Origin of the sequence: Hydrogenothermus marinus (assembly GCF_003688665.1) — a bacterium.
Taxonomy (GTDB): domain Bacteria; phylum Aquificota; class Aquificia; order Aquificales; family Hydrogenothermaceae; genus Hydrogenothermus; species Hydrogenothermus marinus.
Window position 1 is genome coordinate 39,067 of sequence record NZ_REFO01000013.1, and the last position, 25,379, is coordinate 64,445.

Genomic DNA, 25,379 nt, shown 5'->3' on the forward strand with positions numbered 1-25,379 from the left:
TTTTAGTTTAATGCAGATTTAGCTGTTTCTACTAATTTTGAAAATCCTTCAGGATCTCTTACTGCAATATCTGCCAATACTTTTCTATCTAAATCCAATCCTGCAGATTTTAATCCATGGATAAACTGACTATAAGAAAGTCCATTTAATCTTGCAGCAGCGTTAATTCTTTGAATCCAAAGTCTTCTAAACTCTCTTTTTCTTAATCTTCTATCTCTGTATTCATATTGAAGAGATCTTAAAACCTGTTCTTTTGCTCTTCTATAAGACCTGTGTTTTGCACCGTAATATCCTTTAGCAAGCTTTAAAATTTTCTTTTTATGTTTTTTAGATGATGGTCCTTTTACTCTCATTTTTTATTCCTCCTTTTTATACTGAGTAAGGTATTAATTTTTCAATTTTATCTTTTATTGTTTCTGGTACATATTGAGGCTTTCTACCTTGTCTTTTTCTTTTTCTTGTTTTTTTAGTGCTATAGTGGGATACACCACCTTTCCAGTACTTTATTTTTCCTTTTGCAGTAACCTTTAATCTTTTTGCTGCAGTTCTATTTGTTTTCATTTTTACCTTAGCCATAATTAATAAAAACCTCCTTTTCTTTAATTTAAAAAATGTGAAAAGATAGACAAAATAGTATAAAATTTTTTGGAAAAATAATCAAATTTCGCTAAGATTATTAAAAATAAAGCTTTAGAGAAATTAATCAGCTTTTTTAGTTAAATCTATATCTATTTTAGTATAATTTTTATTATTTATTTTATATCCAGTTAATGTAATTATAACATAAGGAATACAATCATACTGTTGTCTGCAGTTTGCCTTTTTAAATTCTAATGTTCTTGAACCTTTCATTTCTATATTAGAATATATAAAACCTGAAGTAGCTTTTTCTGTTACAAGTTTCCAGTTTTTAGTTTTCATACTATCAAGATAAAATTTACGGATTTTATCAATATCATCCTTAGAATAATAAGAAACTCTTATATTTTCTTGTGAGTTGTAGATATTTTTTTCATAACTAATTCTAACAGATGATTTATAACGAGGTATATCTTTTGGATCTTCACCAACAACATCTTTTTTTGGAAGAACTATATCAAATCCTGGTGGAATAGCTGGTGGTTGTGGAACTACAGGTGGTTGAGCTTTAGAGATATAAGAAAAAACAGATAATAAAAAAATTCCTGAAATTATTGATTTTATTTTCATAATTTTCCCTCTTTTTTAATAATATTCTTATTTGTAAAGATAAATATTAAAAAAGTTTTAGTCAATAAGATTTTAAACTCTTAACTAAAGAATAGCTTAGATTATTCTTTTTCTTTTCTAATTCAAAATAGGCTTTTGGAAGATAATCTATTAAATCTGTTGCTTTTAAGCTTTCTACCCCTAAATCTTTTACTGCCAAATCACCTGAAAATCCATGAAGATAAACACCTGTTTTAACTGCTTCTAAAGGCTCTAATCTATTTACTAAAGCTCCTAATATACCTGCTAAAACATCTCCTGTTCCAGCTGTTGCCATACCTTCATTACCTTTTATTGAGTAAAAAACCTCATCTTTGTATGCTATTACTACTCTTGAAGATTTTAGAACTACTATACTTTCTGTATCTTTTGAAAACTCTTTTGCAACCTCCTCAAGATTATTATTGATATAAGAAGTTTCCAAGCCTGTTAATCTACTCATTTCTCCAACATGTGGAGTTAGTATAGTTGGATATTTTCTTTTTTTAAGAAAATTTTTGAAATTATCAATTAAAGCAAGATTATTTAATCCATCTGCATCTATTACAATAGGTTTTTTAACTTTTAATATATATTCTATTATTGACAATGTAGAATCATTTATAGACATTCCCATTCCAATAGTAATAGATGAGAATTTTCCTTTTTTTATAATATTTTTTATTTCTCCTAATGCTTTCTTACTAAATAAACCATCTTTACTTGATACAGGAATAGACATTTCTTCTATAAGATTACTTTCTACTACTTGATTTATTTCTTGTGGAATTAATGCAGTAGTTAATCCTGCTCCTGCTTTTGTAGATGCTTTAGAAGCCATTATAACTGCACCGGATTTTCCTACGGAACCACCTATTACAAGATTATGGCCATATGTGTATTTATGAGAGTTTTTCTTTCTTTTTGGAAGTAGTATATTTTTTGGAGTTAATATATATCTTTTTATCTCTTGTAAATAATGCTCATCTATTGAAATATCAACAACAAAAACCTCTCCACAGTATTCAGATGCAGGATAAAGAATATGGCAAAGCTTAGGATAAGCAAAAGTAATTGTTATATCTGCTTTTATAAATTCTCCTTCTATCTGTCCTGAATCTGAAAAAAGCCCAGAAGGTATATCTACAGATACTACAGGTTTTTTTGAGTTGTTTATTATTTTTATAACCTTTTCTCTATATCCTTTTACAGGTGGCTTAAACCCTGTACCAAAAATTCCATCTATAATAACATCTGCATTTTTTAAGGCAAACTGTAATTTCCTTAAATTTTTCTCTGTAATAAATAAAACCTCTCCACCTATATTTTCATATATTTCAAGATTTTTTAAGTTATCTTGAGAAAGTTTTTGTCTTGAAGATGATAGTATATATGTTTTTACTTTTTTACCTGCTTTAAATAAATATCTTGCAACAACAAGGGCATCACCTCCATTATTCCCTGAACCTGCTACCACAACGAAGTTTTCTTTGTCTTTATATTTATCTAATGTGATTTGTGCAGTTGTTCTACCTGCATTTTCCATTAAAACAAGAGAAGGTATTCCTGTAAGATTTATAGTATTTTCATCTGCAAATGCCATTTCTTTTGCTTTTAATACTTTCATTCTTTTACTCCAGATTATAAATTCCTATTTCTTCTATTATAAATTCTTTAAAATCTTCTATAGGTTGTATAAATTTTGTTGGAAGTTCTTTAAAATTTAGATAAGTAGAGCAACCTCCTTCACAATAAGAGTAGGATAAATCAATTAGAAAATCTTTAAAAGAAGGTAATTTTATAGTTGTATTATTTTCAAGTAATTCTATTAATTCCTCATTTGTACTATTTGAATCAAAATCTATTTCATAAAATAAAAGTAAACTTTTTAAAAATTTATTAACTGCTTCATCAAGTAAATATAAAGATTTTTCAGGTTGATAGTAAGTAATATTATTTTTTACATCTTCAAAAATTTCTACTGCTTGTTTATAGTAATTTTTATAATCCATTTTTCACAAATTCTATTAAATTTTTATTTATTCCTTCTTTTGTTTCATATAAACTAAGCCAGTTTAAAAACTCTTTTTTTTCAATCTGTCCTGTTTTATATTTTGCAAACAATTTTTTTATTTCTGTATTTATATCTTTTTTATTTTCCTTCTCAAGGAATTCATTATATTGTTCTTTAATAAATAAAAGTTCTGTTTTTAAACTATCAGTATTTTTTTCTATAAAATCTTCTAAATTCTTGCTTTCTTTTAAAACAGGATAAAGTTTATATTCATTTAGTAAATTTTCTACAAAATCTTTTATTGATTTTTTAAAAATATCTTTACCTGTTTCTATATCTTTTTCTACATCTTCTAAAAATTTTAGTAAATCATCTACGCTAAAATAATTAAAAAATATTTCCATATTTAAGTTATTTAATCCAATAAGCCATACTACTGCATCTATTTTGTCTATATTTGAAACATCTCTTTCTGATGCTTCTTTAAATACATTCTCTTGAACTTCTGGATTTTTTACAAAATCTTCTTTGTTTTCAGATAGTTTTTCATCCTCAATTGCTATTTTTATAAGTAGTTCTTTTTCTTTCTCATCTGATAAAGGTTCTTTTATAAGTTTTTTGCCTTTAATAAAATATTTAGAATAATCTTTATCTAAAATAGATGCTTTAAATCTTTCTTTTTCTCCTGAAAAAAACTCATAAATTCCTGAAAATATAATATCTATTAAAAAGTTTATATCCTTTTTGCTTACTTCAATATTTCCATCTTTTTCTTTTAAGATCTTGTTAATATCAATAACTTCTTCATATAAAGCTTTGTCAAGAAATAAAAAAATTAAATAATCAATTACTGATAAATAGTATGCAACACCTTTTGAGATAATCTCTCCATCTTTAAATATTTTAAAAACCAGAATATGCTTTTTTTCTGGATTTAATTGATTTACTTTTTCTTTAAGCTCGGGGAAAAGTTCAAAATCTGTTATTATTGCATTCCTTTTTGGAATAATATGTCCTCTATACTCAAAATAAAGTGGTGAAGGCGATGGAATTCTTTCATTTATTGCATCTGTGATAAGTAAAAAAATTAGCTTTTCTATATTGTTTTCTTCTAAATCTATAGATGCAAGTTTAAACAGATTGTTTACTGAATCTCTTATCTGCCATTTATTAGGCTTTTCTTTATTTAAAATATTATTAACTTGTCTAACTATTTCTTTTTTTAGATTAAAGAAATTTTCTTCATTTGTTAATTCTTCTATATTGTATTCATCAGATTTATCTTTTAATAATTTAAATAAGCTTTCTGTTAATTTATCCATTTAACCTCTCCAAGCCCATAATAACCATTTTGTAGACAAAATAAATCACAGTAATGAAAAAACCAGCTACTAAAGAAATTAAAAATTTTCTCCAAAAACCTGCTTTTTTCTCTTTGTCTAAGAAAGTCCATACTATATAGATTATAGTAGTAAAAAAGAAGATTAAAAAAAGTAATAATCCTATATTATCTGTAAACCATTGACCTGCAGTAGGTAATTTTTCAGGACTCATTGTTTTTCGCTCCTAAATTTTAAATAAAATTTTAAATAATATATTATTATATTCTTAAATAAAAATTTAACTTAGGAGGAAATTAAAATGACTATAGAAGAAGGACAAAAAGCTCCAGAATTTTGCCTTCCAGGTTTAACCCCTGATGGTGAAGAAAAAGAGATATGCTTAAAGGATCTTTTATCTGAAGGTAAATATCTTGTTTTATATTTTTATCCAAAGGATAATACACCTGGTTGTACTACTGAAGCTTGTGATTTTAGGGATAATCTAAATGCTATTGGAGATAAAGCTGTTGTTGCAGGGGTTAGCCCGGATAGTATAGAAAGCCATAAAAAATTTAAAGAAAAATATAACCTTAATTTTTATCTTTTATCTGATCCTGAGAAGAAAGTTTTACAAGCATATGATGCTTATGGAGAAAAGAAAATGTATGGTAAAACAACTGTTGGTGTTATCCGCTCTACATATATTATTTCTCCTGATGGAAAAATAGTTAAAAAATGGAGAAATGTAAAAGCTAAAGGGCATGTTGCTAAGGTAATACAAGAACTTGAAAAATTAAATAGTTAACAAAAATCTATTTCTATTTCATTTGGGGCAATTATTATTGCCCTGTTTTCCAAATTTCTTTTTTTTATCTCTTCTTTGAATTTTTTTAAAGGTGCTTCTACTTTTACAAATCTTGGAATAGAATGGAAAGTTCCAAAATGGATAGGAATTATATATTTTGCTTTTAAATCTAAAAAGGCTTGAACAGCTTCTTGAGGATTCATATGAACATTTTTAAGTAAAAATCTTGGTTCATAACCACCTATAGGTAAAAAAGCATAATCTATATCAAAATCTTTACCATAATCTTTAAATCCTTCAAAATAAGCAGTATCTCCTGCAAAATAAAAGGTTTTTTCTTTTATTTTAAAAATATAACTGGAAGTTTCTGTATTTGGGAAAAGTAAAGAGCGTCCTTTATTATGTTTTACAGGTAATGAAATAATTTCTATATTATTGTTTTTATATATTTCAAAATGTTTTAGTTCTACTATCTCTTTAAAATACATATTTCTAAGAACAGGTTTACAGTTCTCTGGAAGAATAATTGTAGATTCTCTATGTAATCTTCTTAAAGTTCTTGTATCTAAATGATCATAATGGGCATGGGATATTAATATATAATCTATCTGAGGAAGTAATTGAGGAATTATTGCTGGTTTTTGCCTTTTTATACCAAAAATATGAGGGCTTAAAAATGGATCAGTTAGTATTTTTATTCCTTCATAATATATGAAGAAAGAAGAATGGCCAAGATTTGCAATAAAATTTATATTATGATTTAAACAATATCTGATCTGTTTATATAAAAGGCTATTTTCATTAAGATAAAACTTCTTATATAAAGCATAACCTTTATCTATTTTCTCTAAGCTTATTATTAAGTTCAATAGATTTGGCTTCTTCCCAATATTTATCCATTTCTTCAAGGGACATATCCTCTAATTTTTTTCCTTGTTCTTTAGCCTTTTTCTCAATATATTGAAATCTACTTACCATTCTATCTGTTGCTTCATGTAAAGCTTCTTCTGCATCTATTGATAGATGTCTTCCTAAGTTTACAAGGGCAATTAAAATATCACCAAATTCATGTTTTATTTCTTCTTTTGTCTTTGCTTCTTTTAACTCTTTTATTTCTTCTTCTACTTTATTTAGTATCTGATTTATATCTTTCCAATCAAATCCAACTTTTGCTGCTTTATTTTGTACCTTTTGAGCTCTTTGTAAAGCAGGCATTCTTTTGGGAATTCCATCTAATATAGATTCCCTCTTTTTTTCTTTTTCTTTAAGTTTATCCCATTGTTTTAATACAGATTCTACATCTTTTGTTTCTTTTTCTCCAAAAACATGAGGATGTCTATATATAAGTTTATCTATTAAATGGTTTATTACATCATTTATATCAAATTTTCCTTCATCTTTTTTTATCTGACTATGGAAAACTACTTGTAGCAAAACATCTCCAAGTTCTTCTATCATTTCTTTGTCATCGTCTTTTTCTATTGCTTCTAAAAGTTCATATGCTTCTTCTATTAAGTTATTTTTTATAGATTTATTTGTTTGCTCTTTATCCCAAGGACATTCTCTTCTTATCTTTTCATATATATCTACTAATCTTTGAAAATTTTTGCCTTCTTCTCTACAGTCCATATTTACCTCTATAAAAAAGTTTTTTTCTTACAATATAAGATATTTTTATTAGATATACAAATACTAGATATACAAAAGTTTATATTAAGATTTTCCTAAACCAATTATTTCAAGAAGTGAATCTATAGATATATCTTCTTCAGTAATTTTATGTTTAACGCCATCTACCACATTATTTATTAATTTTTTCTTTTCTTCTACTTTTTTTAGAATATTTTCCTCTATGGTATCTTTTGTTATAAGAGTATGGATTATTACTTTATTTTTTTGGCCTATTCTATGGATTCTATCTTCTGCTTGCCACATTTTGGCAGGATTCCAATGCATATCAAAAAATATTGCATAACTTGCTTCTGTTAATGTTAATCCTTCTCCAGCAGAACCTACGGTACCAAGAAAAACAAAACAGTTTTCATCTTCTTTGAATTTTCTAATAGATTTTTTTCTCTCTTTTTGACTCATATTTCCATAAAATAAAGCTATGGCATCTTTTCCTATCTCGTTTGATAAACTTTTAGCAATTCTTTCTATTCCATATTTATAAAAATTTGTAAAAATTACTACTTTTTCTTTATTTTCAATTAGTTCAAGAACAATTTCTTTTAATCTTTCCATTTTAGGACTCTCTAAAGAAGAAGATGGGAAATTACATATTTGTCTTAATCTTTGGATTGAATGGATTAGATTTTGTTTTAAGATAAATTTAAACTTTTTACTATCTTTATGCTTATCAATAAGATTACTAATTTTTTCTTGTTCTATTCCTAATATATGTTCATACTCTTGTCTTTGTGAAGGGGAAAGTGATAACTTTTCTATTATAGGTGGCATTTTATCTGGTAAATCTTTTAAAACATCTTTTTTTAATCTTCTAAGCATTATAGGTTTAATTAAAGCAGAAGCCTCTTCTTCTGTTAAATCCTTAGGTAAATCTTTATCAGGAAATAAAAATTTATAAAGAGATAAAAATTCTTTTAGATTGTTTTGGATTGGCGTTCCTGTAAGAGCCCATCTATATTTTGAAAATCTACTTACAAATAAAACTGCTTTAGTTTTTAAAGCATCAGGATTTTTTATGTTATGTGCTTCATCTAATAAAACAAGATCTAAATCTGTAGAAAATTTATCTAAAATTTCTTTTTCATTTTTATAATCATTTTTTAAAGTATCATATGAGATTATATAAACATGTGCTTTTGTATTAAATAATATTTTCCTAATATCTCTTTTTTCATTAATCAATATATATTGAAGTTCAGGAGCCCATAATTTTATATGTTGTTCCCAAACTGAAAGTAAAGAAGAAGGAGCAACTATTAAAGCTTTTTTAATTAATCCTTTTATAAATAAAATTCTAATGGCAGTTGTTGATTGTACAGTTTTACCGGTCCCCATCTGATCTGCAAGAAGGGCTGACTTATTAGAAAGTAAAAATTTAACGCCATACACTTGATAGTTATATAGCTTATAAGGGAAAGATATTTCTTGAGGAATATCAAAATTTATTTCAGGATTTAAAACAGGAATTAATAAATCAAAAATGGATATATTTTTTACACTGCTTTTTTTTATTTTATTGTTTTCTTTTTCTTTTAAATCCTTCAGATTAAAGCCTTCATTTTGCTTAAATACTTTACCAAAAATCTGATATTTATCTATCTTTTTAACTAAATTTTCAGAAATTTCAACAGTATTATTAAAAAATACTACTGTATCTTCTTTGTTTAGATCTTTTACATTATATTCTTCAATTAATGTTATCATTACCTTATCCTCTTAAGTTGATAAATACTCAAGAGCTTTTTTAACTCTTTCAAAAGGTTCCAAAAGATTAAAATTTTTATATATTTTTTGTAAATTTTTAGAAAAAATATATAAATTTTTTTCATCTTCTTTTGAAATAGTAAGCACCAGAGGTTCAAACTTTCCTGCTAAATTAACTATTTTATGGCTATGTTTATCTAAAGCTTTGAAAGGATCAAATTTTCTTATATATCCAACTGGTTTTCCTATCTCTTTTCTTATAGATAGTATATTTTTTTCTTTTGTTAATAGAATATCAAAATCCTCTTTTAATGAATTTGCTAAATCTACTGCAAATCTTTCTTTATATAAAACTTCTTTTAAAGACTCACCATATAAAATTCTTTGAAGTTCATCTATATTAATATTTGTTGTTGTTCTAAACTCTATAGGTTTAGTATGTTCATCTGTTAATAAAATTCCTGCTTTTACAGTATTATTAAGCTCTTTAAAATCAATAAATGCAATTCTCATAAAATTTTTTTCGGTTTATTGTTTTTATTCTTTATATTTATAATTTTATAAGTTTTATATAAAAAATCTTGACAAATATAGACTAAAGTTGTAAATTATAATATGTATAAAAAACAAAAATAGGAGGATTATAAATGGGAAAAGTAATTGGAATAGACCTTGGAACAACTAACTCTGTTGTTTCTGTAATGGTAGGAGGGGAACCTGTAGTTATCCAAAACCAAGAAGGAGCAAGAACAACTCCATCAGTAGTATCTTGGACAAAAGAAGGAGAAATCCTTGTTGGAGAGCCTGCAAAAAGAAGAGCAGTATTAGACCCTCAAAACACAATCTATGAATCAAAAAGATTCATAGGAAGAAAGTTTGACGAAGTTAAAGAAGAAATTAAGTATGTACCTTACAAAGTTGTAGCAGATGATAAAGGTGATGCTGCATTTGATGTGCCAAATGCTGGAAAGATAGTAAGACCTGAAGAAGTTGGAGCACAAGTTCTCAAAAAATTAAAAGAAGCAGCAGAAAGCTATCTTGGAGAACCAGTTACAGAAGCAGTAATTACAGTACCAGCATACTTTAATGAAAGACAAAGACAAGCAACAAAAGATGCAGGTAAAATAGCAGGACTTGAAGTAAAAAGAATTATTAATGAGCCTACAGCAGCAGCGTTAGCTTATGGTCTTGATAAAAAATCTGATGTAAAAATCTTAGTTTATGACTTTGGTGGTGGTACATTTGATGTATCTATACTTGAAGGTGGAGATGGAGTAATAGAAGTTAAAGCATCAGATGGAGATACTCACTTAGGTGGTTCTGATATTGATGCAAGAATTATAAACTGGCTTGTTGATGAGTTCAAAAAAGAACATGGAATAGACTTAAGAGAAGATAAAACAGCTTTCCAAAGATTAAAAGAAGCAGCAGAACAAGCTAAAAAAGAGCTTTCATTTAAAATGGAAACAGATATTAATCTTCCATTTATTACAATAGATCCAGAAAGCAAACAGCCTTTACACCTTGAAAAGAAATTAACAAGAGCTCGTCTTGAAGAGATGATAAAAGATTTAATTGATAGAACTATGGAAATAGTAAAAAGAACTCTTGAAGCAGCAAAATTAACACCACAAGAGATAGATGATGTTGTTTTAGTTGGTGGTTCAACAAGAATTCCTCTTGTACAACAAAAAATAAAAGAATTCTTTGGAAAAGAACCTCACAAAGGTGTTAACCCAGATGAAGTTGTTTCTGTTGGTGCAGCAATACAAGGTGGAATTCTTGCAGGAGAAGTTAAAGATGTTTTATTAATAGATGTTACTCCTTTATCTCTTGGTATAGAAACACTTGGTGGAGTAATGACTACTTTAATTCCAAGAAATACTCCAATACCTACTAAAAAATGTGAAATATTTACAACTGCAGCAGATAACCAAACTCAAGTTGAGATACATGTTCTCCAAGGTGAAAGAAAAATGGCTAAAGAAAATAAATCTCTTGGTAGATTTGTACTTACAGATATTCCTCCAGCACCAAGAGGCGTACCACAAATAGAAGTTTGCTTTGATATTGATGCAGATGGAATACTTCATGTAACTGCAACAGATAAAGCAACAGGAAAAAGCCAATCTTTAACAGTTCAACCATCTTCAGGTTTAACTGAAGAAGAGATTAATAAAATTATTGAAGAAGCTAAAAAACATGAAGAAGAAGATAAGAAATTCCAAGAAATTGTTGAGCTTAAAAATCAGTTAGATGCAATTACATATAGCCTTGAAAAAACAATAAATGAAAATAAAGCTAAACTAGAAGAATCTGAAGTAAAAGAAGCTGAAGAGGCTATAAAAGAAGCAAAAGAAGCTTTAGCTACAAATGATAAGGAAAAAATTCAAGCAGCTATAGAAAAGATCACATCTGTAACTAATAAAATAGGTACAAAACTATATCAATCAGGACAACAAGCAGGATCACAAGCAGGATCTCAAACAAATGAAAACAAAAAAGATGATGACATAATAGATCCAGAAGTTCAATAATGAAAAGGGGCTACTAAAAGCCCCTTATTTTTTTATTTTAAATTCATACTAAACTTAAATAATCCCCTTCCGAAAATATTAAAAAGCTTTTTTTATATAGGGGATTATAATGGAAATTAAAAAAGTTATTCTAATTTTAAAAAATGAAGAAGATGAAAAGATATATTCTTTTTTAGAAAAATTAAAAAATAAAAAAAATATCCAGTTAAAAATATATACTTTAAAAAAAGATTTAAAATTTGATAGTGCTACATTTGTCTCAGAAGATCTTTTTGAAACAATTAATAATATCTTAGAAAAAGAAAATCCAGATATAATAGTTTTCCATAAAGATAGATTAGATCCTTTCAAAATGATCTTTACTAAACCTGAATATATAAAGTTAGCTCAAGCCTATAAAAATCAAAAATTTTTATTTTTAGATCCATCTATAGAAAACATAACTAAAATAGGCGTAGTTATAGATTTTCCTGATGACTTTGATTTTACTAATTTTATTAAAGACTCTTATAAGATTTCAAAATTTTTTGATTCGGAAATAGAGTATATATTTTCTTTCCATGAAGAATATTATGAATATGCTTTAAAAAAGACCCATACAGAAAAAGAAGCAAAAGAGATAATAAAGTCTATGAAAGAAGAAAAAATAGAAAAAATAAAGGAAACATTAGCAAAAGCATTAGAAGGTAAAAATGCAAAATTAAAAATATTAGAAGGAGAACCTAAAAGAGTAATTCCTTATTATATGATAGAAAATAAATTTGATTTAGCAATCATATCTCAAAGTTTAAAAGATGTTTCCCATTATATAGAAAATATAGAAATTTCTATAGGAATAATATAAAAGGAGATAAAAATGACACATCATACTCTTCTTGAAGTTTTTGGAATACCAGTAACACATGGTCTCCTTACAACTTTATCTGTAGCTATTTTTATTGGAACTTATGCAATGATAATTTTAGAAAGATTTTTTCACAGAGTTCCTGCAGCTTTATTTGGAGGATTTTTAGCTGTATTTATAGGAATACTATCTCCGACAGATGCTTGGCACTCTATTGATCATAATACTATATTTTTATTACTTGGAATGATGATTATTGTTTCTGTTTTAATTGAAAGTGGATTTTTTTCTATTTTATCTTTAAAAGCTCTTCAGATAACAAAAGGTGATCCTTTGAAAATTCTTATAACATTTTCAACCCTTACAGCCTTTTTATCTGCTTTCTTAGATAATGTTACAACTGTATTATTTATGATACCTATTCTTATTGGTTTAACAAGAAAACTAAATCTAAAACCTGTTCCTTATGTGATAGCAACTGTTTTAGCTTCTAATATAGGAGGTACAGCAACATTAATAGGTGATCCTCCTAATATTATTATCGGTTCTCTTGGACATTTCACATTTATGGATTTTATAGTTAATATTGCTCCTATTATTGTTCTTACTCATATTGTTGGAACAATAGTATTTGTTTTATATATGAAAATAAGAGGAGATTTAAAAACTCAAATAACAGATCAAAAAGAGATAGAGAAGCTTATATCAGAGCAAAAAGCAGAATACGATGTATCATTAATGAGAAAAGGATTAATAGTTTTTGGTATCACAATACTTTTATTTTTCCTACATCATGTACTTCATTTAGAAGCAGGTACTATAGCTTTATTTATGGCATCTATATTATTGTTATGGACAAGAGAAGACCCTGAAGAGATATTCTCAAGAGTAGAATGGACTACTTTAATGTTCTTTGTTGGCCTTTTTATAGTAATTGGAGGTATGGAACATACAGGAGTTTTTGAACAGGTTGCTCATGCTACATCTAATTTGCTGAAAGACTCAATGTCAGGAATATTAATACTTGGTAGTTTATCTGCAATAATATCTGGTATTGTTGATAATATTCCATTTACAATGGCTATGGCTAATGTATTAATAGATTTTGGTAAAACTGTAAGTTGGGATACTGAGCCTTTATGGTGGGCTCTTGCATTAGGTGCTTGCTTAGGAGGAAACTTAACAATAATTGGAGCATCTGCTAATGTTGTTGCAGCAGGACTTTCAGAAAGAGAAGGATATCCTATCAAATTTGTTGACTTTTTAAAAATGGGAACTCCAGTAACAATAGTTACAGTGATATTTGCTCTTGCTTTACTTTATGCTAAATATGCTATTTTTGGCATATAAAAATCGTAGGAGCATTGTTGCATAGGCTCCTTTTTTTAAATAAAAAGAAATCCAATTATTTTGAATTTTTAAGTTTTTGGCTTTTTCGTAAGTCCTTCTATAATCGCCTTTTATTCTTTTTTTCTTTAATATTTCTATAAATTCTTCAAATTCAAAACCTTCTTCTTTTATAACATTCTCATAATAAATTTTAGAATTTTCTAACTTTGCTTTATATCCAAGAATAGTCCAAAATTTTGGTAATTTATTTAAATCAATATCTTTCGGAATAAATAGTTTAATATCTTTAAAATCAATCTCTTTTCCTTCAAAATTTTCTTTCAAAAATAATTTTAAAGATTTATTCCATAAATAAGAAATATAAGCATCTACAAAAAAGTTTTCTTTTTTATTTAATTTTCTTTCTAAAAATAAAAGTTCTTTTCCTTTTTGGATGTTATAAGGCTTTATTCTTTGAAAATCATAATAATTTATAAAATAATCTATTCTTTTTTCTGGTTTTTTATCTAATTTTATACTAAAAAAATTCCCTTCAAGCATTCCTATTTTTATTTTTTTGTTTATCTTACCAATCTTTTTTAAAATAAAAAAACTATCTATCTGCTTTTCTTTATAAATATCTCCATAATCCTTTTTACTACTTACATACTGAAAAGTAATAGCTTGTTTATCTTTTAGTCCTGCATAAGATAGATCTAATTTTTTAGCTATATCTAAGGTGTTCATATTTCTTTTTATTAAAAGATAAAGAAAAAAATTTCCATCTTTATTTATCTTATGCTGTGCTACTTCTGAAACAATAAAAAATTCAGGTTTTTGTTTTATTTTATACAACTTTTTCCTCTTAAAAATTTTTTAACTTTCTTAAATGTTCTTTGTATGTTTTAGAAAAAATATGTGTTTTACCATCTTTTGAAAAATAATATAAATAATCTGTTTTTGCTGGATTTATTGCATCATAAAAGCTTTTTTTTGAAAAATTACAAATAGGTGTTGGTGGAAGTCCATAATGTTTATAAGTATTGAACGGTGAATCTATTTTATATATCTGTTTTGTAATATTAATATACTCATAACCTTTTAGCTTTAAACCATATATGTTTGAAGCATCTATCTGTATCGGCATTTTCATTTTAAGTCTTTTGTATATTATTCCTGCTATTATTCTTTTTTCATCTTCTTTAGAAGATTCTTTTTCAATAAGTGAAGCTACAATCATATATTTGTAAAATTTTTCATCATTAATATTAAATTCTTTGTATTCTTTTTTAAATCTATTGAAAAACATATTAAAAATTTCTTCTACATCAGAAATCTTAGAAATATAATAAGTATCTGGATAAATATATCCTTCAAATGAAGGTTTATCTATCCCTATACTTTTTAAAAAATCTTTATCAAAAGCATATTTTAAAAAAGTATCTTTTTTTATTATTCCTTTATTTTCTAATTTTTTTGCAATATCAAATAAATTATTTCCTGCATTTATTGTAATTTTTACTAATTTCTCTTTTCCTTTATACAAAACATACCAAACATCAGAGATAGAGTAATCTCCTTTAAATTCATAATAGCCTGCTTTTAAAGGTTTATTTCTAATTTTAGAATATATTAAAAATAAAATTTTTGAAGAAATTATATCTTTATTTTTTAGATTGTCTGCAATTTTAAATAAATTATCACCTTTTTTTATTAATATTGTAGAATTTACTGGCTTTTTTATATGGAAAATATAAAAAAAAGCAGGAATTGTTAATATAATTAAGAAAATTAAAAATCTTTTCATAATGGATTTTTAGACAAATAACTTTCTAAAATCACAACTGCAGAAACACTATCTAATTTTTTCTTCATTTTTTTCTTGTTTTTAACTGCTAAGGATAATCTTTCTTCAGCTATTGAAGTTGTAAATCTTTCATCTTCAAAAACTATATCTATATCTGGTATTTTCTCTTTTAATTTTTCTGCAAATGCTTTTGTTTTTTTCGCTTGCTCTCCTTCTTCTCCTTTTAAAGTAAGAGGAAGTCCTATAATTATTTTTTTAGGTTTATACTGATTTATATATTCTTTAATTTTTTCAAAAGCTTTTTCATTATTTTGAATAATACCAAGAGGCGTTCCTGAAAAACCAAAAGGGTCGCTTACTGCAACCCCAATTCTTTTATCTCCAACATCAAGAGCTAAAATTCTATCTTTAATTATTGACAGCCTTCACCCTCACATTTTGTAGAAATTCCAGCTAATTTGTATAAAGGACAAAATGAAATAATAGCAGTCAAAATAAGTATTAAACCTACAAAATAACCAATAACAAAAACACCACCTTTTTCAATACCAAGCCAAATCAAAATTGCACCTATTAAAACTCTTATTACTGCGTCCCAAAATGCTATCAGCTAACCCTCCTAAAATTTTTTAAATTAAAATATCATTATAAGTTGGCATTTTCAACAACTTTTTTAAGTTCATCTAATGATGACACTTCATAAAATTCATGAGCATGTAGTTTTTGAGCTAATTCTTTTCCCTTTTCATCTAAGTTTAACAGGACATCAAGAATTTTACTTCTTAATTCTTTTTCATTAGGATCAATCATAAATAGATGGGAAAATCTTTGAAAATTGCTTCTGTAAAATTCTTCAACATCTACTTTTGAAGAAAAAGATAAATTATCGTAAAAACCAGCATGCACAAATCCTATATCTACTTCTCCTTTTACAACAGAATTTATTACAGTTTGCCAAGAATTTTTGTAAACTATTTCAAAATCATTTATTCCTTTTTCTTTAAAGGTTTTTAAGCCTAAAAAAGTGGTAAATTGACCTTTTACTGTAGCAATTTTTCCCCTGATATATCTTTTATTTTTTCTCCTTTTCTTGATATAAATATAACTTCATCATATTTGTCATCACCTGCTACTGGAATAAATTCTCTTTCTCTTTCTAATTTTAATGAATCTAGTGGATTTGCATATGCAAACTGAATTTTTGGGAACAGTTGGTAAAAACACTCAAAATCCAGACATATAGAAGGTGAGAAATGAGCTCGTGTTTTTTTAGATAGGTATATAAAGAATTCTATCCAATCTGGAAGTATTTTAGGATTTAAATCATGTGGGCAGATGCCTACATTAATATTTTTCATTTTACCCCCATAAAGAAAATTTATAATAAATATAATACTACTTTTTCTAGTTTAAGCAATTTTATCATAAAGGTGTTCTAAAAATATAGAGTCAGATGTAAAATAAAGATAAAAACTAAAAGTAGGAGGGAATAAAAATAAGAAGAACTAGATTGAAATTCAAAAAAATAATTAAAATAACTAAATCAATACTAAGAGAAAAAAGCAAAAAAGAGAAAAAAGGGAAAGGAAGACCAAAAGAATATCCAGACTATTTAATTATATCAATATTTCTATACCAAATTCTAAAAGGATATTCATATAGAGAAGTATTAGAAGAAACAAAAGATATAATATAAAAATTACCATCATTATCTGTATATCATTATAGGGTAAAGACTTTGCCAAAAAGTTTATTACAAAAAATAATACACAAAACAGCAATAATCATAAAAAAAAAGATAAAGAAAAAAGTCTCTTATCTTATAGCAGATGGAACAGGTTTTAGTTTTGATGATATATACCCTAATTAAAGTTTATTCCTTTATAGCAGACAAAGGATTTGATAATGGAAGATATAGCAAAATCAGGAATAGAATTAGATATTAGAGTAAAAGAAACATTTAGGATAAATGTAAAACATCCATTAAGGAAAAAATCAAAAGAAGGCTGGAATAATTTTGGTAGGTATAGATATTTAATAGAGAGTTTATTTGGTAATATAAAACAGAAATTAGGATCCCACTTTAGTGTAAAAAATCAAGAAATAGCTAAGAAAATGGGTTTAGCTGTTTTTGCCATTTATAATATGTATCTTTTAGTTATTTTTTTCTTTCTTATTACTACCTTATTTTTATTTTTGATTGCTTAATTTTAGAACATCTTACCAAATAATTGACAAATTTAATATGAAGTGTTATATTTTTTATCCTTGATTTGAGCCGCTAGCTCAGTCGGTAGAGCACCGGTCTTTTAAACCGGTGGTCCCGGGTTCGATCCCCGGGCGGCTCATAGTATGCCCCCGTCGTCTAGCCAGGCCTAGGACACCGGCCTTTCACGCCGGCGACACGGGTTCGAATCCCGTCGGGGGCATTTATTTTTTCTAATATTTTGATTAAAAATTTCAAACTTCAGCCAATAAAAAAATCTAATAAATAATGTCTATTTCATTAGTTATTCTATTATGTAAAACTAAACCTTCAAAATTTAAATAAGAATAATTTATTAGAGCAATGATAAAATAACATTAAAATTAAAAGTAGGAAGATATAAAGAGGGAGTTAAATGGAAATAAGAAAGCTTTTAGAAGAGTTTAGTGAAGAAATTATAAAAGATTTCGTGCAGAAAAATTCTGATTATTATCTTGCAAAATGGAGACTTTTAGCATCTAAAAATTCTAAAATATCTTGGAATTGGTCTGCATTCTTGTTTGGTGTTATGTGGCTTGGATATAGAAAAATGTATTTATATAGTTTTATATTTGTATTATTAACCATCTTTACTATAATACCAATCCTTGGTCTTTTTATAAGTTTAGCTCTTTGGATTGGCCTTGGTATGATTGGAAATTATCTATATGGAAAATTTACATATAATAAACTTACTGAATTAAAAATTGCTTTTCCAGAAGAATCTAAATTTCAAGAAGAAGTATTAAAAGCAGGAGGAACATCTGTTTTAGGCTCATTTATAGCATTATTTATAGCTATATTTGTATGGATTATAATAATGTTGCTTATAAACGCTTTAGTAATGCATCAACCTTATTCGTATACAAATTTTTAAATGTTTAATATAATTTTATAGTTCAATCATAAAAGAGGAGTAAATAGTGAGAAAATATAATGTGGCTATTCTTGGTGCTTCAGGTGCCGTCGGTAAGGTAATGCTTAAAGTTTTAGAAGAAAGAGATTTTCCTATCAATAATTTAAAACTTCTTGCATCTGCTCGTTCTGCAGGAAAAGAAGTAGAATTTAAAGGTGAAAAATATAAAATAGAAGAAGTAAAACCTGAAAGCTTTGATAATATAGATATAGCTTTATTTTCAGCAGGTGGTTCTACAAGTAAAAAATGGGCTCCTATAGCAGTAGAAAAAGGAGCCATTGTGGTGGATAACTCTTCTGCCTGGAGAATGGATGAAAATGTACCATTAGTAGTACCTGAAGTAAATCCTGAAGATGTAAAATGGCATAAAGGGATAATAGCAAATCCAAACTGTTCAACAATTCAAATGGTTGTAGCATTATATCCTATACATAAAGAAAAAAATATAAAAAGAATAATAGTTTCTACATATCAAGCAGTATCAGGTGCAGGTGCTAAAGCTATAGAAGATTTAAGAAAGGAAACTGAAGCAAAACTTAAAGGTGAAGATTATAAACCTGAAGCTTTACCAAATCATATAGCTTTTAATGTAATACCTCATATAGATGTATTCTTAGATAATCTTCATACAAAAGAAGAGATGAAAATGGTTAATGAAACAAGAAAAATAATGCATGCTCCAGACATTAAAGTTTCTCCTACTTGTGCAAGGGTACCTGTTTTTAATGGCCATAGTGAAAGTGTTGTAATTGAAACAGAAAAGCCAATTACAGTAGAAGAAACAAGAGAGATTTTAAGAAATGCTCCAGGAGTTATAGTAGAAGATGATCCTTTCAATAATATATATCCAATGCCTATAAATGCAGATGGTAAAGATGAAGTTTTTGTAGGAAGAATTAAGAAAGATTTAGCATTTGATAATGGAATTGCTATGTGGATAGTTGCAGATAATTTAAGAAAAGGTGCCGCTACAAATGCAGTACAAATAGCAGAGCTTCTTATTAAATATAATTTAGTTTAAAGGAGTAAATTTTGTCTCAAATAGTAAAACCTTTAGAAGATAGCCTTTCTTATGAGCTTTTTGGAATAAAATTTAAAAATCCTGTGTGGACTGCTTCTGGATGTTTTTCTTATGGTCTTGAAGTTGCAGAAAATCTTTATGATATTTCAAAACTTGGAGCAGTTGTTGTAAAAGGTTTATCTTATGAGCCAAGGACAGGAAATCCTCCTCAAAGAATTGTAGAAACTCCTGCTGGAATGCTTAATTCTATAGGCCTTCAAAATCCGGGAGTGAAATATTTTGCAGAAAATATACTTCCAAAATTAAAAAAATATGACACAATAATCATTGCAAATGTTTTTGGTGAAGATGAAGAAGAATATTTAAAAGTTGCAGATTTTCTAAATAAAACAGATGGAGTTCATGCATTAGAGTTAAATGTTTCTTGCCCTAATGTAAAAAAAGGTGGTATAGCATTTGGCTCTGATCCTGAAACCCTTTACAATCTTGTTTATAAATTAAAACAAATAACAGATAAACCAATCTTAGTAAAATTAAGTCCTAATATTACAGATATAAGAGATACTGCTAATGCTTGCATAGAGGCAAAAGCAGATGGATTAGTGCTAATAAATACTCTTCTTGGAATGGCTATAGATGTAGAAAAAGAACAACCAATCCTTGCTACAAAAACAGGAGGACTTTCAGGACCTGCAATTTTACCAGTAGCAGTAAGAATGATTTATCAAGTTTTTGAAAAGTATGGCTCTTTTGTACCAATAATTGGTGTTGGTGGTATTACAACTACTGAAGATGCTTTACAGCATTTTTTAGCAGGTGCAGTAGCTATTCAGATAGGAACTGCAAACTTTTATGATCCTTATTCTCCATTAAAAGTAATTGAAGGGCTAAGAAAACATTTAAACAAAAAAGGATATGAACATATTTTACAATTAGTTGGCAAAGCTCATAAATTAAGTATTTCTTGATTTTTCTTTTTTTTCTTCTTTCATTTTATACATTCTTTCATCTGCTATTTTTAAAAGTTTTTTTATAATATTATCAGTATATAAATTTTTTTCTTTTATATCATCTGGGTAAACAGAAATTCCATAGCTAAATGAAAGATGATATTTTTTAAATTTATCTTCTACTATTTTTTTTATTTTTTCTACTCTATCTATAGGAAGTTCTTCACCTACGAATAAAACTAAAAATTCATCTCCTCCAAATCTTGAAACTATATCATATTCTCTAAAATTTTCTTTTAATATTTTGGCTACTTCTTTTAAAACTTTATCTCCTTCAATATGTCCAAAATAATCATTTATAGGTTTAAAGTTATCTAAATCTACAAAAATAATAAAAACCTTCTCTCTTTTTCTTTTTCTTTTTGTTCTTATTATACTTCTTCTCAAAGTATCAAGAAAATAAAATCTATTGTAAAGCCCTGTAAGACTATCTTTTACTGCTTTTTCATAAGTTTCTTTATACTTTTCTTCTTGTTTTGATATAAAATAATCATATCTTTTAGTTATTTCTTCAAGCAAATTTTCTAAAATCTTTATTTTTATTTCTTCTCTCATTTTTCCCTCATAGCCAATATTAAAGATGTTTCATTATAAAATTTTAGTTTTTTAAAATATTTATCAGGACCTATTTCTCCAAAAGTAAAAAATCCAAAAAGATGTGAGTTTAAAATAGAAGTATAAGTTTCAATTTCTTGAGTTTGTTTGTCTTCTAATACATATTGTCTTGCAATACATGAAAAATTAAAAATAATTTCTGATAAACCATTAATTTTTTCATTTACTTTTAAAGCACTTGTTTTATCTGCTTTTAATAAATCATCAGCTGTTGCAAAAGAAAGTTTAAATCTTTGTCTATCTTTTAAAGGACCATAAAACTCTACATAATCTTCTTTTAAATCTGCTATTGTTCTTAATTTAGCAACATATCCTTCTTTATCATCTAATATATAAATAGGGCAATACCATAAATACTCAGTTTTTGGATTATCAATACCTCTAAAAAAGGATTTAGCAATTTTTACGAAACTTTTTCCATCATCTACTGAAAATAGCTTATAGCCTTCAGCTTTTTCTATAGTATAAGTAATTCCATAAGGTTTAAAACCAAGAGCTATATCTATTGCAAATTCTATATTCTCAAAAGATAGTATTACAAAACCATTTTTAATTATTTTGTTGTCTATAAATTGATAAGTAAGAACCTCATTGTTTTTTTTATATCCTGAAGATATCCCACCTATTATATTGTTTATAGGAGAATAATTTAAATATTCAGAAAGTTCTTCAATAAAAGTTCCTGTTTTCTTTTTATTACCTAATCCTGCTAAAATTATATGTAATTTATCAGTATTATTATTTAGATATTCTGCAGTCTTTATTAAAGAATCTTTATTATCTATATCTTCAATATAGAATATTTTTATTTTTCCCTTATTCTCAAACTTAAAAACAGCTACAGAAACCCCTTCTACAATTTCATTATCACAAAAAGCATCTATAGCATGAAAAGCTACATAATTATCAGTTTCAAAAACTTTTTTTATGTAATGATTTATATAGTTATAATCATAATTAGGAGATATAGCAAATAAAAGAAAATCATAATCTTTAAAAGAGTTTTTTATGTTTTCTTTCAATTCTTCTAATGCGAATAATAAAGTTTTTTTATTGCTTTTAAAAACTCTTGCTTTCAATTAAATTACCTATGATAAAATTAACTTAAAGTTAATATATAAGTATATTTTTAAAAATTTGCAAGTTTAAGGAGGTAAAATGATATTCCCAGAATTTACTATTACAGATGAAAATATTAACGAGCAAAAAGAGAAAGTTTTAAAACAGATAAAAGAGAATAAAGAAAAAATAAAACAGCTTTTACAAATAAAAGAAAAAACATATAAAAATTTTGTAAAACCTTATCAAGATTTACAAGTTAAGCTTGGTATCCTATTTACACCTATAGCTCATCTTAATTATGTTAATAACTCAGAAAACACTCAAAAAGCTTATACAGAACTTTTACCAGTCTTAACCCAGTATCAAACAGAGCTTGAACAAAATGAAGATATTTATAAAGCATTTAAAGAAATTTATGAGAAAGAAAAAGATAGTTTAAATCAAGAGCAAAAAAAGGTTTTAGAAGATATAATTACGGATTTTGAACTTGCAGGGGTAGGACTTGAAGAAGAAAAAAGAAATAAAGTAAAAGAGCTTAATATCAAACTTTCACAACTAAGTAATCAGTTTGCTCAAAATCTTTTAAATGCTACAAATTCTTACGAAATGATTATAGAAGATTTTGAAGATATAAAAGAACTTCCAAAATCAGATTTAGAATCAGCAAAAATAGAAAAAGATGGAAAAACAGTTTATAGATTTACACTTCAACAGCCATCTTATATTGCATATATGACTTATGGCTCAAATAGACAAAAAAGAGAAGAACTTTACAAAGCATATACTACAAGGGCTCCAGAAAATGACAAAGTTTTAGAGGAAATACTTGCTTTAAGACATGAAAAAGCAAAACTTCTTGGATTTAAGAACTATGCAGAGCTTTCATTAAAGAAAAAAATGGCACAATCTCCGGAAGAAGTTATTGAATTCCTAAGAGAACTTGCTAAAAAAAGTAAACCTCAAGCAGAAAAAGAGTATGAAGAATTAAATCAGTTTGCTAAAAAATTGGGATTAAATGATGATGTTCAAGCCTATGATTTTGCATATTATTCAGAAAAACTAAAAAAAGAAAAATTTGGTATAAGTGATGAGCTTTATAAACCATATTTTGAAAAAGAAAATGTAGTTAATGGACTCTTTAGCTTTTTAAATAAACTTTTCAAACTTGAGTTTGAAAAAGTAGATGTACCTGTATGGCATCCTTCTGTCCTCGTTTATCATATACACAGAAAAGGAAACCTAATTGGAAGGCTTTATCTTGATTTAGAAGCAAGAAAAGGAAAAAGAGATGGAGCTTGGATGGATGAATGGGTAGTACACCATGAAACCTCAGAAGGAGAAAAACTTTATCCGATAGCATTTATAGTTGCAAATTTTGCACCAAAAACAGATAAAACCCCTTCACTATTAAGACCTTATGATGTTGAAACATTATTTCATGAAATGGGACATGCACTTCAACATCTTGTAAGTGAAGTTAAGGAACCTTTTGTAAGTGGTATATCAGGTGTAGAATGGGATGCAGTAGAGTTTCCATCTCAGTTTTTAGAAAAGTTTGCATATGAGCCTTTAGTATTAAAAAGTTTTGCAAAACATTACAAAACAGGAGAACCTCTTCCTGACGAGCTAATAGAAAAATTAAATAAAGCAAAAAATTTCCAATCAGCACTTGCTATGGTAAGACAGCTTGAGTTTGGACTATTTGATATATTAATCCATATGGATAAATATACTGCAAAAGATGTTCAAGAAATACTTAACAAGGTAAGAGAAGAAGTAGCAGTAATAAAACCTCCTAAATACAATAAATTCCAGTGGTCTTTTGGACATATATTTGCCGGAGGATATGCAGCAGGATATTATAGCTACAAATGGGCAGAAGTTTTATCTGCAGATGCATATTTTATGTTTGTAGATAATGGTATTTATAATGATGATGTTGCAGAAAGCTTTTATGAAGAAATTTTGACAAAAGGTGGAAGTAGGCCAGCAATGGAACTTTTTGAAAAATTTGCAGGTAGAAAACCAGATATAGATGCTCTTTTAAGACTTTCTGGAATAAAGGGAGGAAATTAAAATGTCTCATGATCTTATTGAACAGATTTTTATATGGAGTATGGTGCTTGCTTTTATAATCTCTCTTATAATGTTTCTATATAAAGAAACTAAAAATCCAAATAGGAGGAAATTTTAATGATTGTAGTGATGACAAAATTTCCAATAAAAAAAGAGTATTTTAAAGATTTTGAAGAAAGAGCAAAAAGTCAATTTGGAGAAAAAGGATTAACAAAGCAGGAAGGTTTTATCAAAATGAATATTTTAAAACCTATGTTAATTCCACCAAATCCTGAAAATAATTTATTCATAATTGAAACTTATTGGAAAGATTTAGAAAGTTTTAAAAAATATACTGAAAGCCCTGCTTTTGCAGAAGCTCATAAAAACCCTCCACCTCAAGAATGGTTTACAGGAAGACCAACTGTTGATGTTTTTGAAGTTATAAAAGAAAAGTCTTGAAATATTTTATAAACAATATATACTTTTTGATATATATCAATGTAAATAACGGAGTTTATATTGATTGCAAAAGTATTTAAAAATGGAAGAAGTCAAGCAATACGAATTCCAAAAGAATATCGTGTAGATACTGATGAAGTATATATTGAAAAAATAGGAGATACTTTAATTATAATTCCAAAAAAGAAAAACAAATGGGATATTATGAAAGATGCTGTTAAAGAATTGAAAAACTTTGAGTTTGAAAGAAACCAACCGAAAATCCAAGAAAGGGATTTATTTTGATATATATGTTAGATACAAATATAATATCTTATATAATTAGAGAACAAAATCTTACCTTAATTGATAAATTTAAACAAATTTCAGAAAAAGATAATTCAATAGCAGTTTCTTCTATAACAGTTGCTGAGTTATTCTATGGAGTTAAAAAGAAAAATAGTAAAAAACTTGAAATTGCTATAACTAAATTTCTATTTCCCTTAAAAAAGTTTCCTTTTGATGAAAAGGCAGCCTTAACATATGGAGATATTAGAGCAAAATTAGAAGCAAAAGGAAAAATAATAGGAGCATATGATATGCTTATAGCAGCTCATGCAAAAAGTATAGGTGCCATATTAGTTACAAATAATGAGAAAGAATTTAAAAGGGTAGAGGGATTAAAAATAGAAAACTGGATTTAAGTATAATTATAACACTTGAAATATTTAAAAGA

General features: G+C 26.8%; 33 protein-coding genes and 2 tRNA genes. 16 read left to right on the forward strand and 19 right to left on the reverse strand.

Translation table 11 applies throughout. The features are described from left to right. Positions 1 to 2 precede the first annotated feature (2 nt). The 7 genes from rplT to CLV39_RS06215 all read right to left on the reverse strand — a co-directional run bounded on the left by rplT (position 3) and on the right by CLV39_RS06215 (position 4,795). On the reverse strand, positions 3 to 353 hold the full coding sequence (gene rplT / locus CLV39_RS06185) for a 50S ribosomal protein L20 (protein ID WP_121923372.1): 351 nt from the start codon (positions 351 to 353) through the stop codon (positions 3 to 5). A 16-nt stretch (positions 354 to 369) separates the two neighbouring features. Continuing rightward, positions 370 to 576, reverse strand: coding sequence for a 50S ribosomal protein L35 (gene rpmI, locus CLV39_RS06190; protein WP_121923373.1), 207 nt, complete (start codon positions 574 to 576; stop codon positions 370 to 372). A 123-nt stretch (positions 577 to 699) separates the two neighbouring features. After that, positions 700 to 1,209: a hypothetical protein gene (locus CLV39_RS06195; protein WP_121923374.1), complete on the reverse strand. Its 510-nt coding sequence runs from the start codon at positions 1,207 to 1,209 to the stop codon at positions 700 to 702. A 61-nt stretch (positions 1,210 to 1,270) separates the two neighbouring features. After that, the gene (locus tag CLV39_RS06200; protein WP_121923375.1) at positions 1,271 to 2,854 is read right to left on the reverse strand and encodes an NAD(P)H-hydrate dehydratase; all 1,584 of its coding nucleotides are present in this window, start codon (positions 2,852 to 2,854) and stop codon (positions 1,271 to 1,273) included. Between the two features lie 4 nt (positions 2,855 to 2,858). Beyond that, positions 2,859 to 3,239: a HEPN domain-containing protein gene (locus CLV39_RS06205; RefSeq protein WP_121923376.1), complete on the reverse strand. Its 381-nt coding sequence runs from the start codon at positions 3,237 to 3,239 to the stop codon at positions 2,859 to 2,861. Then, positions 3,229 to 4,563 carry a hypothetical protein gene (locus CLV39_RS06210; RefSeq protein ID WP_121923377.1) on the reverse strand — a complete coding sequence of 445 codons (1,335 nt, stop codon included), beginning with the start codon at positions 4,561 to 4,563 and terminating at the stop codon, positions 3,229 to 3,231. Before CLV39_RS06210 ends, CLV39_RS06205 begins: the two co-directional genes overlap by 11 nt. Continuing rightward, positions 4,556 to 4,795 carry a hypothetical protein gene (locus tag CLV39_RS06215; RefSeq protein ID WP_121923378.1) on the reverse strand — a complete coding sequence of 80 codons (240 nt, stop codon included), beginning with the start codon at positions 4,793 to 4,795 and terminating at the stop codon, positions 4,556 to 4,558. Before CLV39_RS06215 ends, CLV39_RS06210 begins: the two co-directional genes overlap by 8 nt. An 87-nt stretch (positions 4,796 to 4,882) precedes the next feature. Here CLV39_RS06215 and CLV39_RS06220 point away from each other — a divergent pair, with 87 nt between their 5' ends. After that, on the forward strand, positions 4,883 to 5,368 hold the full coding sequence (locus tag CLV39_RS06220) for a peroxiredoxin (protein ID WP_121923379.1): 486 nt from the start codon (positions 4,883 to 4,885) through the stop codon (positions 5,366 to 5,368). On the opposite strand, the gene CLV39_RS06225 is transcribed toward CLV39_RS06220, so the two are convergent. The 4 genes from CLV39_RS06225 to CLV39_RS06240 form a co-directional block, all read right to left on the reverse strand. Then, positions 5,365 to 6,276 (reverse strand): MBL fold metallo-hydrolase, encoded by a 912-nt coding sequence (locus CLV39_RS06225; protein ID WP_245960336.1) that lies wholly within the window; start codon positions 6,274 to 6,276, stop codon positions 5,365 to 5,367. The two genes, CLV39_RS06220 and CLV39_RS06225, sit on opposite strands and share 4 nt — an antisense overlap. Next, complete coding sequence (gene mazG / locus CLV39_RS06230; RefSeq protein WP_121923381.1) at positions 6,203 to 6,997, reverse strand: nucleoside triphosphate pyrophosphohydrolase; 795 nt, start codon at positions 6,995 to 6,997, stop codon at positions 6,203 to 6,205. Before mazG ends, CLV39_RS06225 begins: the two co-directional genes overlap by 74 nt. Positions 6,998 to 7,081: 84 nt before the next feature. After that, a complete protein-coding gene (locus CLV39_RS06235; protein ID WP_121923382.1) occupies positions 7,082 to 8,761 on the reverse strand; it encodes a DEAD/DEAH box helicase in 1,680 nt (559 codons plus the stop codon). A gap of 12 nt (positions 8,762 to 8,773) precedes the next feature. Continuing rightward, positions 8,774 to 9,274, reverse strand: coding sequence for a hypothetical protein (locus tag CLV39_RS06240; RefSeq protein WP_121923383.1), 501 nt, complete (start codon positions 9,272 to 9,274; stop codon positions 8,774 to 8,776). Positions 9,275 to 9,408: 134 nt separating this feature from the next. Between CLV39_RS06240 and dnaK the strand changes: the two genes are divergently transcribed. From dnaK to CLV39_RS06255, 3 genes are all read left to right on the forward strand, one after another. After that, on the forward strand, positions 9,409 to 11,298 hold the full coding sequence (dnaK, locus tag CLV39_RS06245) for a molecular chaperone DnaK (RefSeq protein WP_121923384.1): 1,890 nt from the start codon (positions 9,409 to 9,411) through the stop codon (positions 11,296 to 11,298). Between the two features lie 109 nt (positions 11,299 to 11,407). Next, the gene (locus CLV39_RS06250; RefSeq protein ID WP_121923385.1) at positions 11,408 to 12,142 is read left to right on the forward strand and encodes a hypothetical protein; all 735 of its coding nucleotides are present in this window, start codon (positions 11,408 to 11,410) and stop codon (positions 12,140 to 12,142) included. A 12-nt stretch (positions 12,143 to 12,154) separates the two neighbouring features. Beyond that, entirely contained in the window at positions 12,155 to 13,492 is a 1,338-nt protein-coding gene (locus tag CLV39_RS06255) for an ArsB/NhaD family transporter (protein WP_121923386.1), read from the forward strand. On the opposite strand, the gene truD is transcribed toward CLV39_RS06255, so the two are convergent. From truD to CLV39_RS06285, 6 genes are read right to left on the reverse strand one after another with little or no spacing between them, the layout of a single operon-like run. Next, positions 13,457 to 14,326, reverse strand: a complete 870-nt coding sequence (gene truD, locus CLV39_RS06260; protein ID WP_245960337.1) for a tRNA pseudouridine(13) synthase TruD — start codon at positions 14,324 to 14,326, stop codon at positions 13,457 to 13,459. The two genes, CLV39_RS06255 and truD, sit on opposite strands and share 36 nt — an antisense overlap. A 10-nt stretch (positions 14,327 to 14,336) precedes the next feature. Continuing rightward, positions 14,337 to 15,278 (reverse strand): endolytic transglycosylase MltG, encoded by a 942-nt coding sequence (mltG, locus tag CLV39_RS06265; protein ID WP_121923388.1) that lies wholly within the window; start codon positions 15,276 to 15,278, stop codon positions 14,337 to 14,339. After that, a complete protein-coding gene (gene ruvX, locus CLV39_RS06270) occupies positions 15,275 to 15,700 on the reverse strand; it encodes a Holliday junction resolvase RuvX (protein ID WP_342769308.1) in 426 nt (141 codons plus the stop codon). The genes mltG and ruvX overlap by 4 nt, the downstream gene beginning before the upstream one ends. After that, entirely contained in the window at positions 15,691 to 15,888 is a 198-nt protein-coding gene (locus CLV39_RS06275; RefSeq protein ID WP_342769309.1) for a YgaP family membrane protein, read from the reverse strand. The genes ruvX and CLV39_RS06275 overlap by 10 nt, the downstream gene beginning before the upstream one ends. A gap of 35 nt (positions 15,889 to 15,923) precedes the next feature. Beyond that, complete coding sequence (locus tag CLV39_RS06280) at positions 15,924 to 16,379, reverse strand: PhnD/SsuA/transferrin family substrate-binding protein (RefSeq protein ID WP_121923390.1); 456 nt, start codon at positions 16,377 to 16,379, stop codon at positions 15,924 to 15,926. Next, a complete protein-coding gene (locus tag CLV39_RS06285; RefSeq protein ID WP_121923391.1) occupies positions 16,319 to 16,636 on the reverse strand; it encodes a substrate-binding domain-containing protein in 318 nt (105 codons plus the stop codon). The genes CLV39_RS06280 and CLV39_RS06285 overlap by 61 nt, the downstream gene beginning before the upstream one ends. Before the next feature lie 152 nt (positions 16,637 to 16,788). Between CLV39_RS06285 and CLV39_RS06290 the strand changes: the two genes are divergently transcribed. The 8 genes from CLV39_RS06290 to CLV39_RS06320 all read left to right on the forward strand — a co-directional run bounded on the left by CLV39_RS06290 (position 16,789) and on the right by CLV39_RS06320 (position 20,428). After that, the gene (locus tag CLV39_RS06290) at positions 16,789 to 16,974 is read left to right on the forward strand and encodes a hypothetical protein (protein WP_121923392.1); all 186 of its coding nucleotides are present in this window, start codon (positions 16,789 to 16,791) and stop codon (positions 16,972 to 16,974) included. A gap of 42 nt (positions 16,975 to 17,016) precedes the next feature. Next, a complete protein-coding gene (locus CLV39_RS08830; protein ID WP_281271978.1) occupies positions 17,017 to 17,148 on the forward strand; it encodes a hypothetical protein in 132 nt (43 codons plus the stop codon). Between the two features lie 35 nt (positions 17,149 to 17,183). Further along, on the forward strand, positions 17,184 to 17,486 hold the full coding sequence (locus CLV39_RS06295; protein WP_121923393.1) for a hypothetical protein: 303 nt from the start codon (positions 17,184 to 17,186) through the stop codon (positions 17,484 to 17,486). A gap of 67 nt (positions 17,487 to 17,553) precedes the next feature. Then, positions 17,554 to 17,626: transfer RNA gene (locus CLV39_RS06300), tRNA-Lys, on the forward strand. 6 nt (positions 17,627 to 17,632) lie between these two features. After that, positions 17,633 to 17,707: transfer RNA gene (locus CLV39_RS06305), tRNA-Glu, on the forward strand. Positions 17,708 to 17,899: 192 nt separating this feature from the next. Continuing rightward, positions 17,900 to 18,400, forward strand: coding sequence for a DUF2628 domain-containing protein (locus tag CLV39_RS06310; RefSeq protein WP_121923394.1), 501 nt, complete (start codon positions 17,900 to 17,902; stop codon positions 18,398 to 18,400). Positions 18,401 to 18,446: 46 nt separating this feature from the next. Then, on the forward strand, positions 18,447 to 19,460 hold the full coding sequence (locus CLV39_RS06315; RefSeq protein WP_121923395.1) for an aspartate-semialdehyde dehydrogenase: 1,014 nt from the start codon (positions 18,447 to 18,449) through the stop codon (positions 19,458 to 19,460). Between the two features lie 11 nt (positions 19,461 to 19,471). Next, positions 19,472 to 20,428 carry a dihydroorotate dehydrogenase gene (locus CLV39_RS06320; RefSeq protein WP_121923396.1) on the forward strand — a complete coding sequence of 319 codons (957 nt, stop codon included), beginning with the start codon at positions 19,472 to 19,474 and terminating at the stop codon, positions 20,426 to 20,428. Here the strand turns inward: CLV39_RS06320 and CLV39_RS06325 are convergent. Both CLV39_RS06325 and CLV39_RS06330 read right to left on the reverse strand, forming a co-directional pair. Further along, positions 20,414 to 21,025 (reverse strand): GGDEF domain-containing protein, encoded by a 612-nt coding sequence (locus tag CLV39_RS06325; protein WP_121923397.1) that lies wholly within the window; start codon positions 21,023 to 21,025, stop codon positions 20,414 to 20,416. The genes CLV39_RS06320 and CLV39_RS06325 overlap by 15 nt on opposite strands. Beyond that, positions 21,022 to 22,164, reverse strand: a complete 1,143-nt coding sequence (locus tag CLV39_RS06330; RefSeq protein ID WP_121923398.1) for an FIST N-terminal domain-containing protein — start codon at positions 22,162 to 22,164, stop codon at positions 21,022 to 21,024. Before CLV39_RS06330 ends, CLV39_RS06325 begins: the two co-directional genes overlap by 4 nt. A 79-nt stretch (positions 22,165 to 22,243) precedes the next feature. On the opposite strand from CLV39_RS06330, the gene CLV39_RS06335 reads away from it, so the two are divergent. The 4 genes from CLV39_RS06335 (at position 22,244) to vapC (ending at position 25,347) form a co-directional block, all read left to right on the forward strand. Continuing rightward, a complete protein-coding gene (locus CLV39_RS06335) occupies positions 22,244 to 24,223 on the forward strand; it encodes a M3 family metallopeptidase (RefSeq protein ID WP_121923399.1) in 1,980 nt (659 codons plus the stop codon). Positions 24,224 to 24,340: 117 nt separating this feature from the next. Beyond that, positions 24,341 to 24,664 carry an antibiotic biosynthesis monooxygenase family protein gene (locus CLV39_RS06340; protein ID WP_121923400.1) on the forward strand — a complete coding sequence of 108 codons (324 nt, stop codon included), beginning with the start codon at positions 24,341 to 24,343 and terminating at the stop codon, positions 24,662 to 24,664. Positions 24,665 to 24,724: 60 nt separating this feature from the next. Continuing rightward, positions 24,725 to 24,949: an antitoxin gene (locus CLV39_RS06345; RefSeq protein WP_211325075.1), complete on the forward strand. Its 225-nt coding sequence runs from the start codon at positions 24,725 to 24,727 to the stop codon at positions 24,947 to 24,949. Between the two features lie 5 nt (positions 24,950 to 24,954). After that, entirely contained in the window at positions 24,955 to 25,347 is a 393-nt protein-coding gene (gene vapC / locus CLV39_RS06350; protein WP_245960345.1) for a type II toxin-antitoxin system tRNA(fMet)-specific endonuclease VapC, read from the forward strand. The last annotated feature ends 32 nt before the right edge of the window (positions 25,348 to 25,379 follow it).

Excerpts from the sequence above, each read along its gene's own strand:
- CLV39_RS06235 (WP_121923382.1), bottom strand. The coding sequence starts at position 8,761 with ATGATAACATTAATTGAAGAATATAATGTAAAAGATCTAAACAAAGAA.
- mazG (WP_121923381.1), bottom strand. The coding sequence starts at position 6,997 with ATGGACTGTAGAGAAGAAGGCAAAAATTTTCAAAGATTAGTAGATATA.
- CLV39_RS06335 (WP_121923399.1), top strand. The coding sequence starts at position 22,244 with ATGATATTCCCAGAATTTACTATTACAGATGAAAATATTAACGAGCAA.
- CLV39_RS06250 (WP_121923385.1), top strand. The coding sequence starts at position 11,408 with ATGGAAATTAAAAAAGTTATTCTAATTTTAAAAAATGAAGAAGATGAA.
- CLV39_RS06285 (WP_121923391.1), bottom strand. The coding sequence starts at position 16,636 with ATGAAAAATATTAATGTAGGCATCTGCCCACATGATTTAAATCCTAAA.
- CLV39_RS06215 (WP_121923378.1), bottom strand. The coding sequence starts at position 4,795 with ATGAGTCCTGAAAAATTACCTACTGCAGGTCAATGGTTTACAGATAAT.
- CLV39_RS06210 (WP_121923377.1), bottom strand. The coding sequence starts at position 4,563 with ATGGATAAATTAACAGAAAGCTTATTTAAATTATTAAAAGATAAATCT.
- rplT (WP_121923372.1), bottom strand. The coding sequence starts at position 353 with ATGAGAGTAAAAGGACCATCATCTAAAAAACATAAAAAGAAAATTTTA.
- CLV39_RS06340 (WP_121923400.1), top strand. The coding sequence starts at position 24,341 with ATGATTGTAGTGATGACAAAATTTCCAATAAAAAAAGAGTATTTTAAA.
- CLV39_RS06240 (WP_121923383.1), bottom strand. The coding sequence starts at position 9,274 with ATGAGAATTGCATTTATTGATTTTAAAGAGCTTAATAATACTGTAAAA.
- CLV39_RS06220 (WP_121923379.1), top strand. The coding sequence starts at position 4,883 with ATGACTATAGAAGAAGGACAAAAAGCTCCAGAATTTTGCCTTCCAGGT.
- CLV39_RS06200 (WP_121923375.1), bottom strand. The coding sequence starts at position 2,854 with ATGAAAGTATTAAAAGCAAAAGAAATGGCATTTGCAGATGAAAATACT.
- CLV39_RS06255 (WP_121923386.1), top strand. The coding sequence starts at position 12,155 with ATGACACATCATACTCTTCTTGAAGTTTTTGGAATACCAGTAACACAT.
- CLV39_RS06325 (WP_121923397.1), bottom strand. The coding sequence starts at position 21,025 with ATGAGAGAAGAAATAAAAATAAAGATTTTAGAAAATTTGCTTGAAGAA.
- CLV39_RS06205 (WP_121923376.1), bottom strand. The coding sequence starts at position 3,239 with ATGGATTATAAAAATTACTATAAACAAGCAGTAGAAATTTTTGAAGAT.
- rpmI (WP_121923373.1), bottom strand. The coding sequence starts at position 576 with ATGGCTAAGGTAAAAATGAAAACAAATAGAACTGCAGCAAAAAGATTA.
- dnaK (WP_121923384.1), top strand. The coding sequence starts at position 9,409 with ATGGGAAAAGTAATTGGAATAGACCTTGGAACAACTAACTCTGTTGTT.
- vapC (WP_245960345.1), top strand. The coding sequence starts at position 24,955 with ATGTTAGATACAAATATAATATCTTATATAATTAGAGAACAAAATCTT.
- CLV39_RS06295 (WP_121923393.1), top strand. The coding sequence starts at position 17,184 with ATGGAAGATATAGCAAAATCAGGAATAGAATTAGATATTAGAGTAAAA.
- CLV39_RS06310 (WP_121923394.1), top strand. The coding sequence starts at position 17,900 with ATGGAAATAAGAAAGCTTTTAGAAGAGTTTAGTGAAGAAATTATAAAA.
- mltG (WP_121923388.1), bottom strand. The coding sequence starts at position 15,278 with ATGAAAAGATTTTTAATTTTCTTAATTATATTAACAATTCCTGCTTTT.
- CLV39_RS06195 (WP_121923374.1), bottom strand. The coding sequence starts at position 1,209 with ATGAAAATAAAATCAATAATTTCAGGAATTTTTTTATTATCTGTTTTT.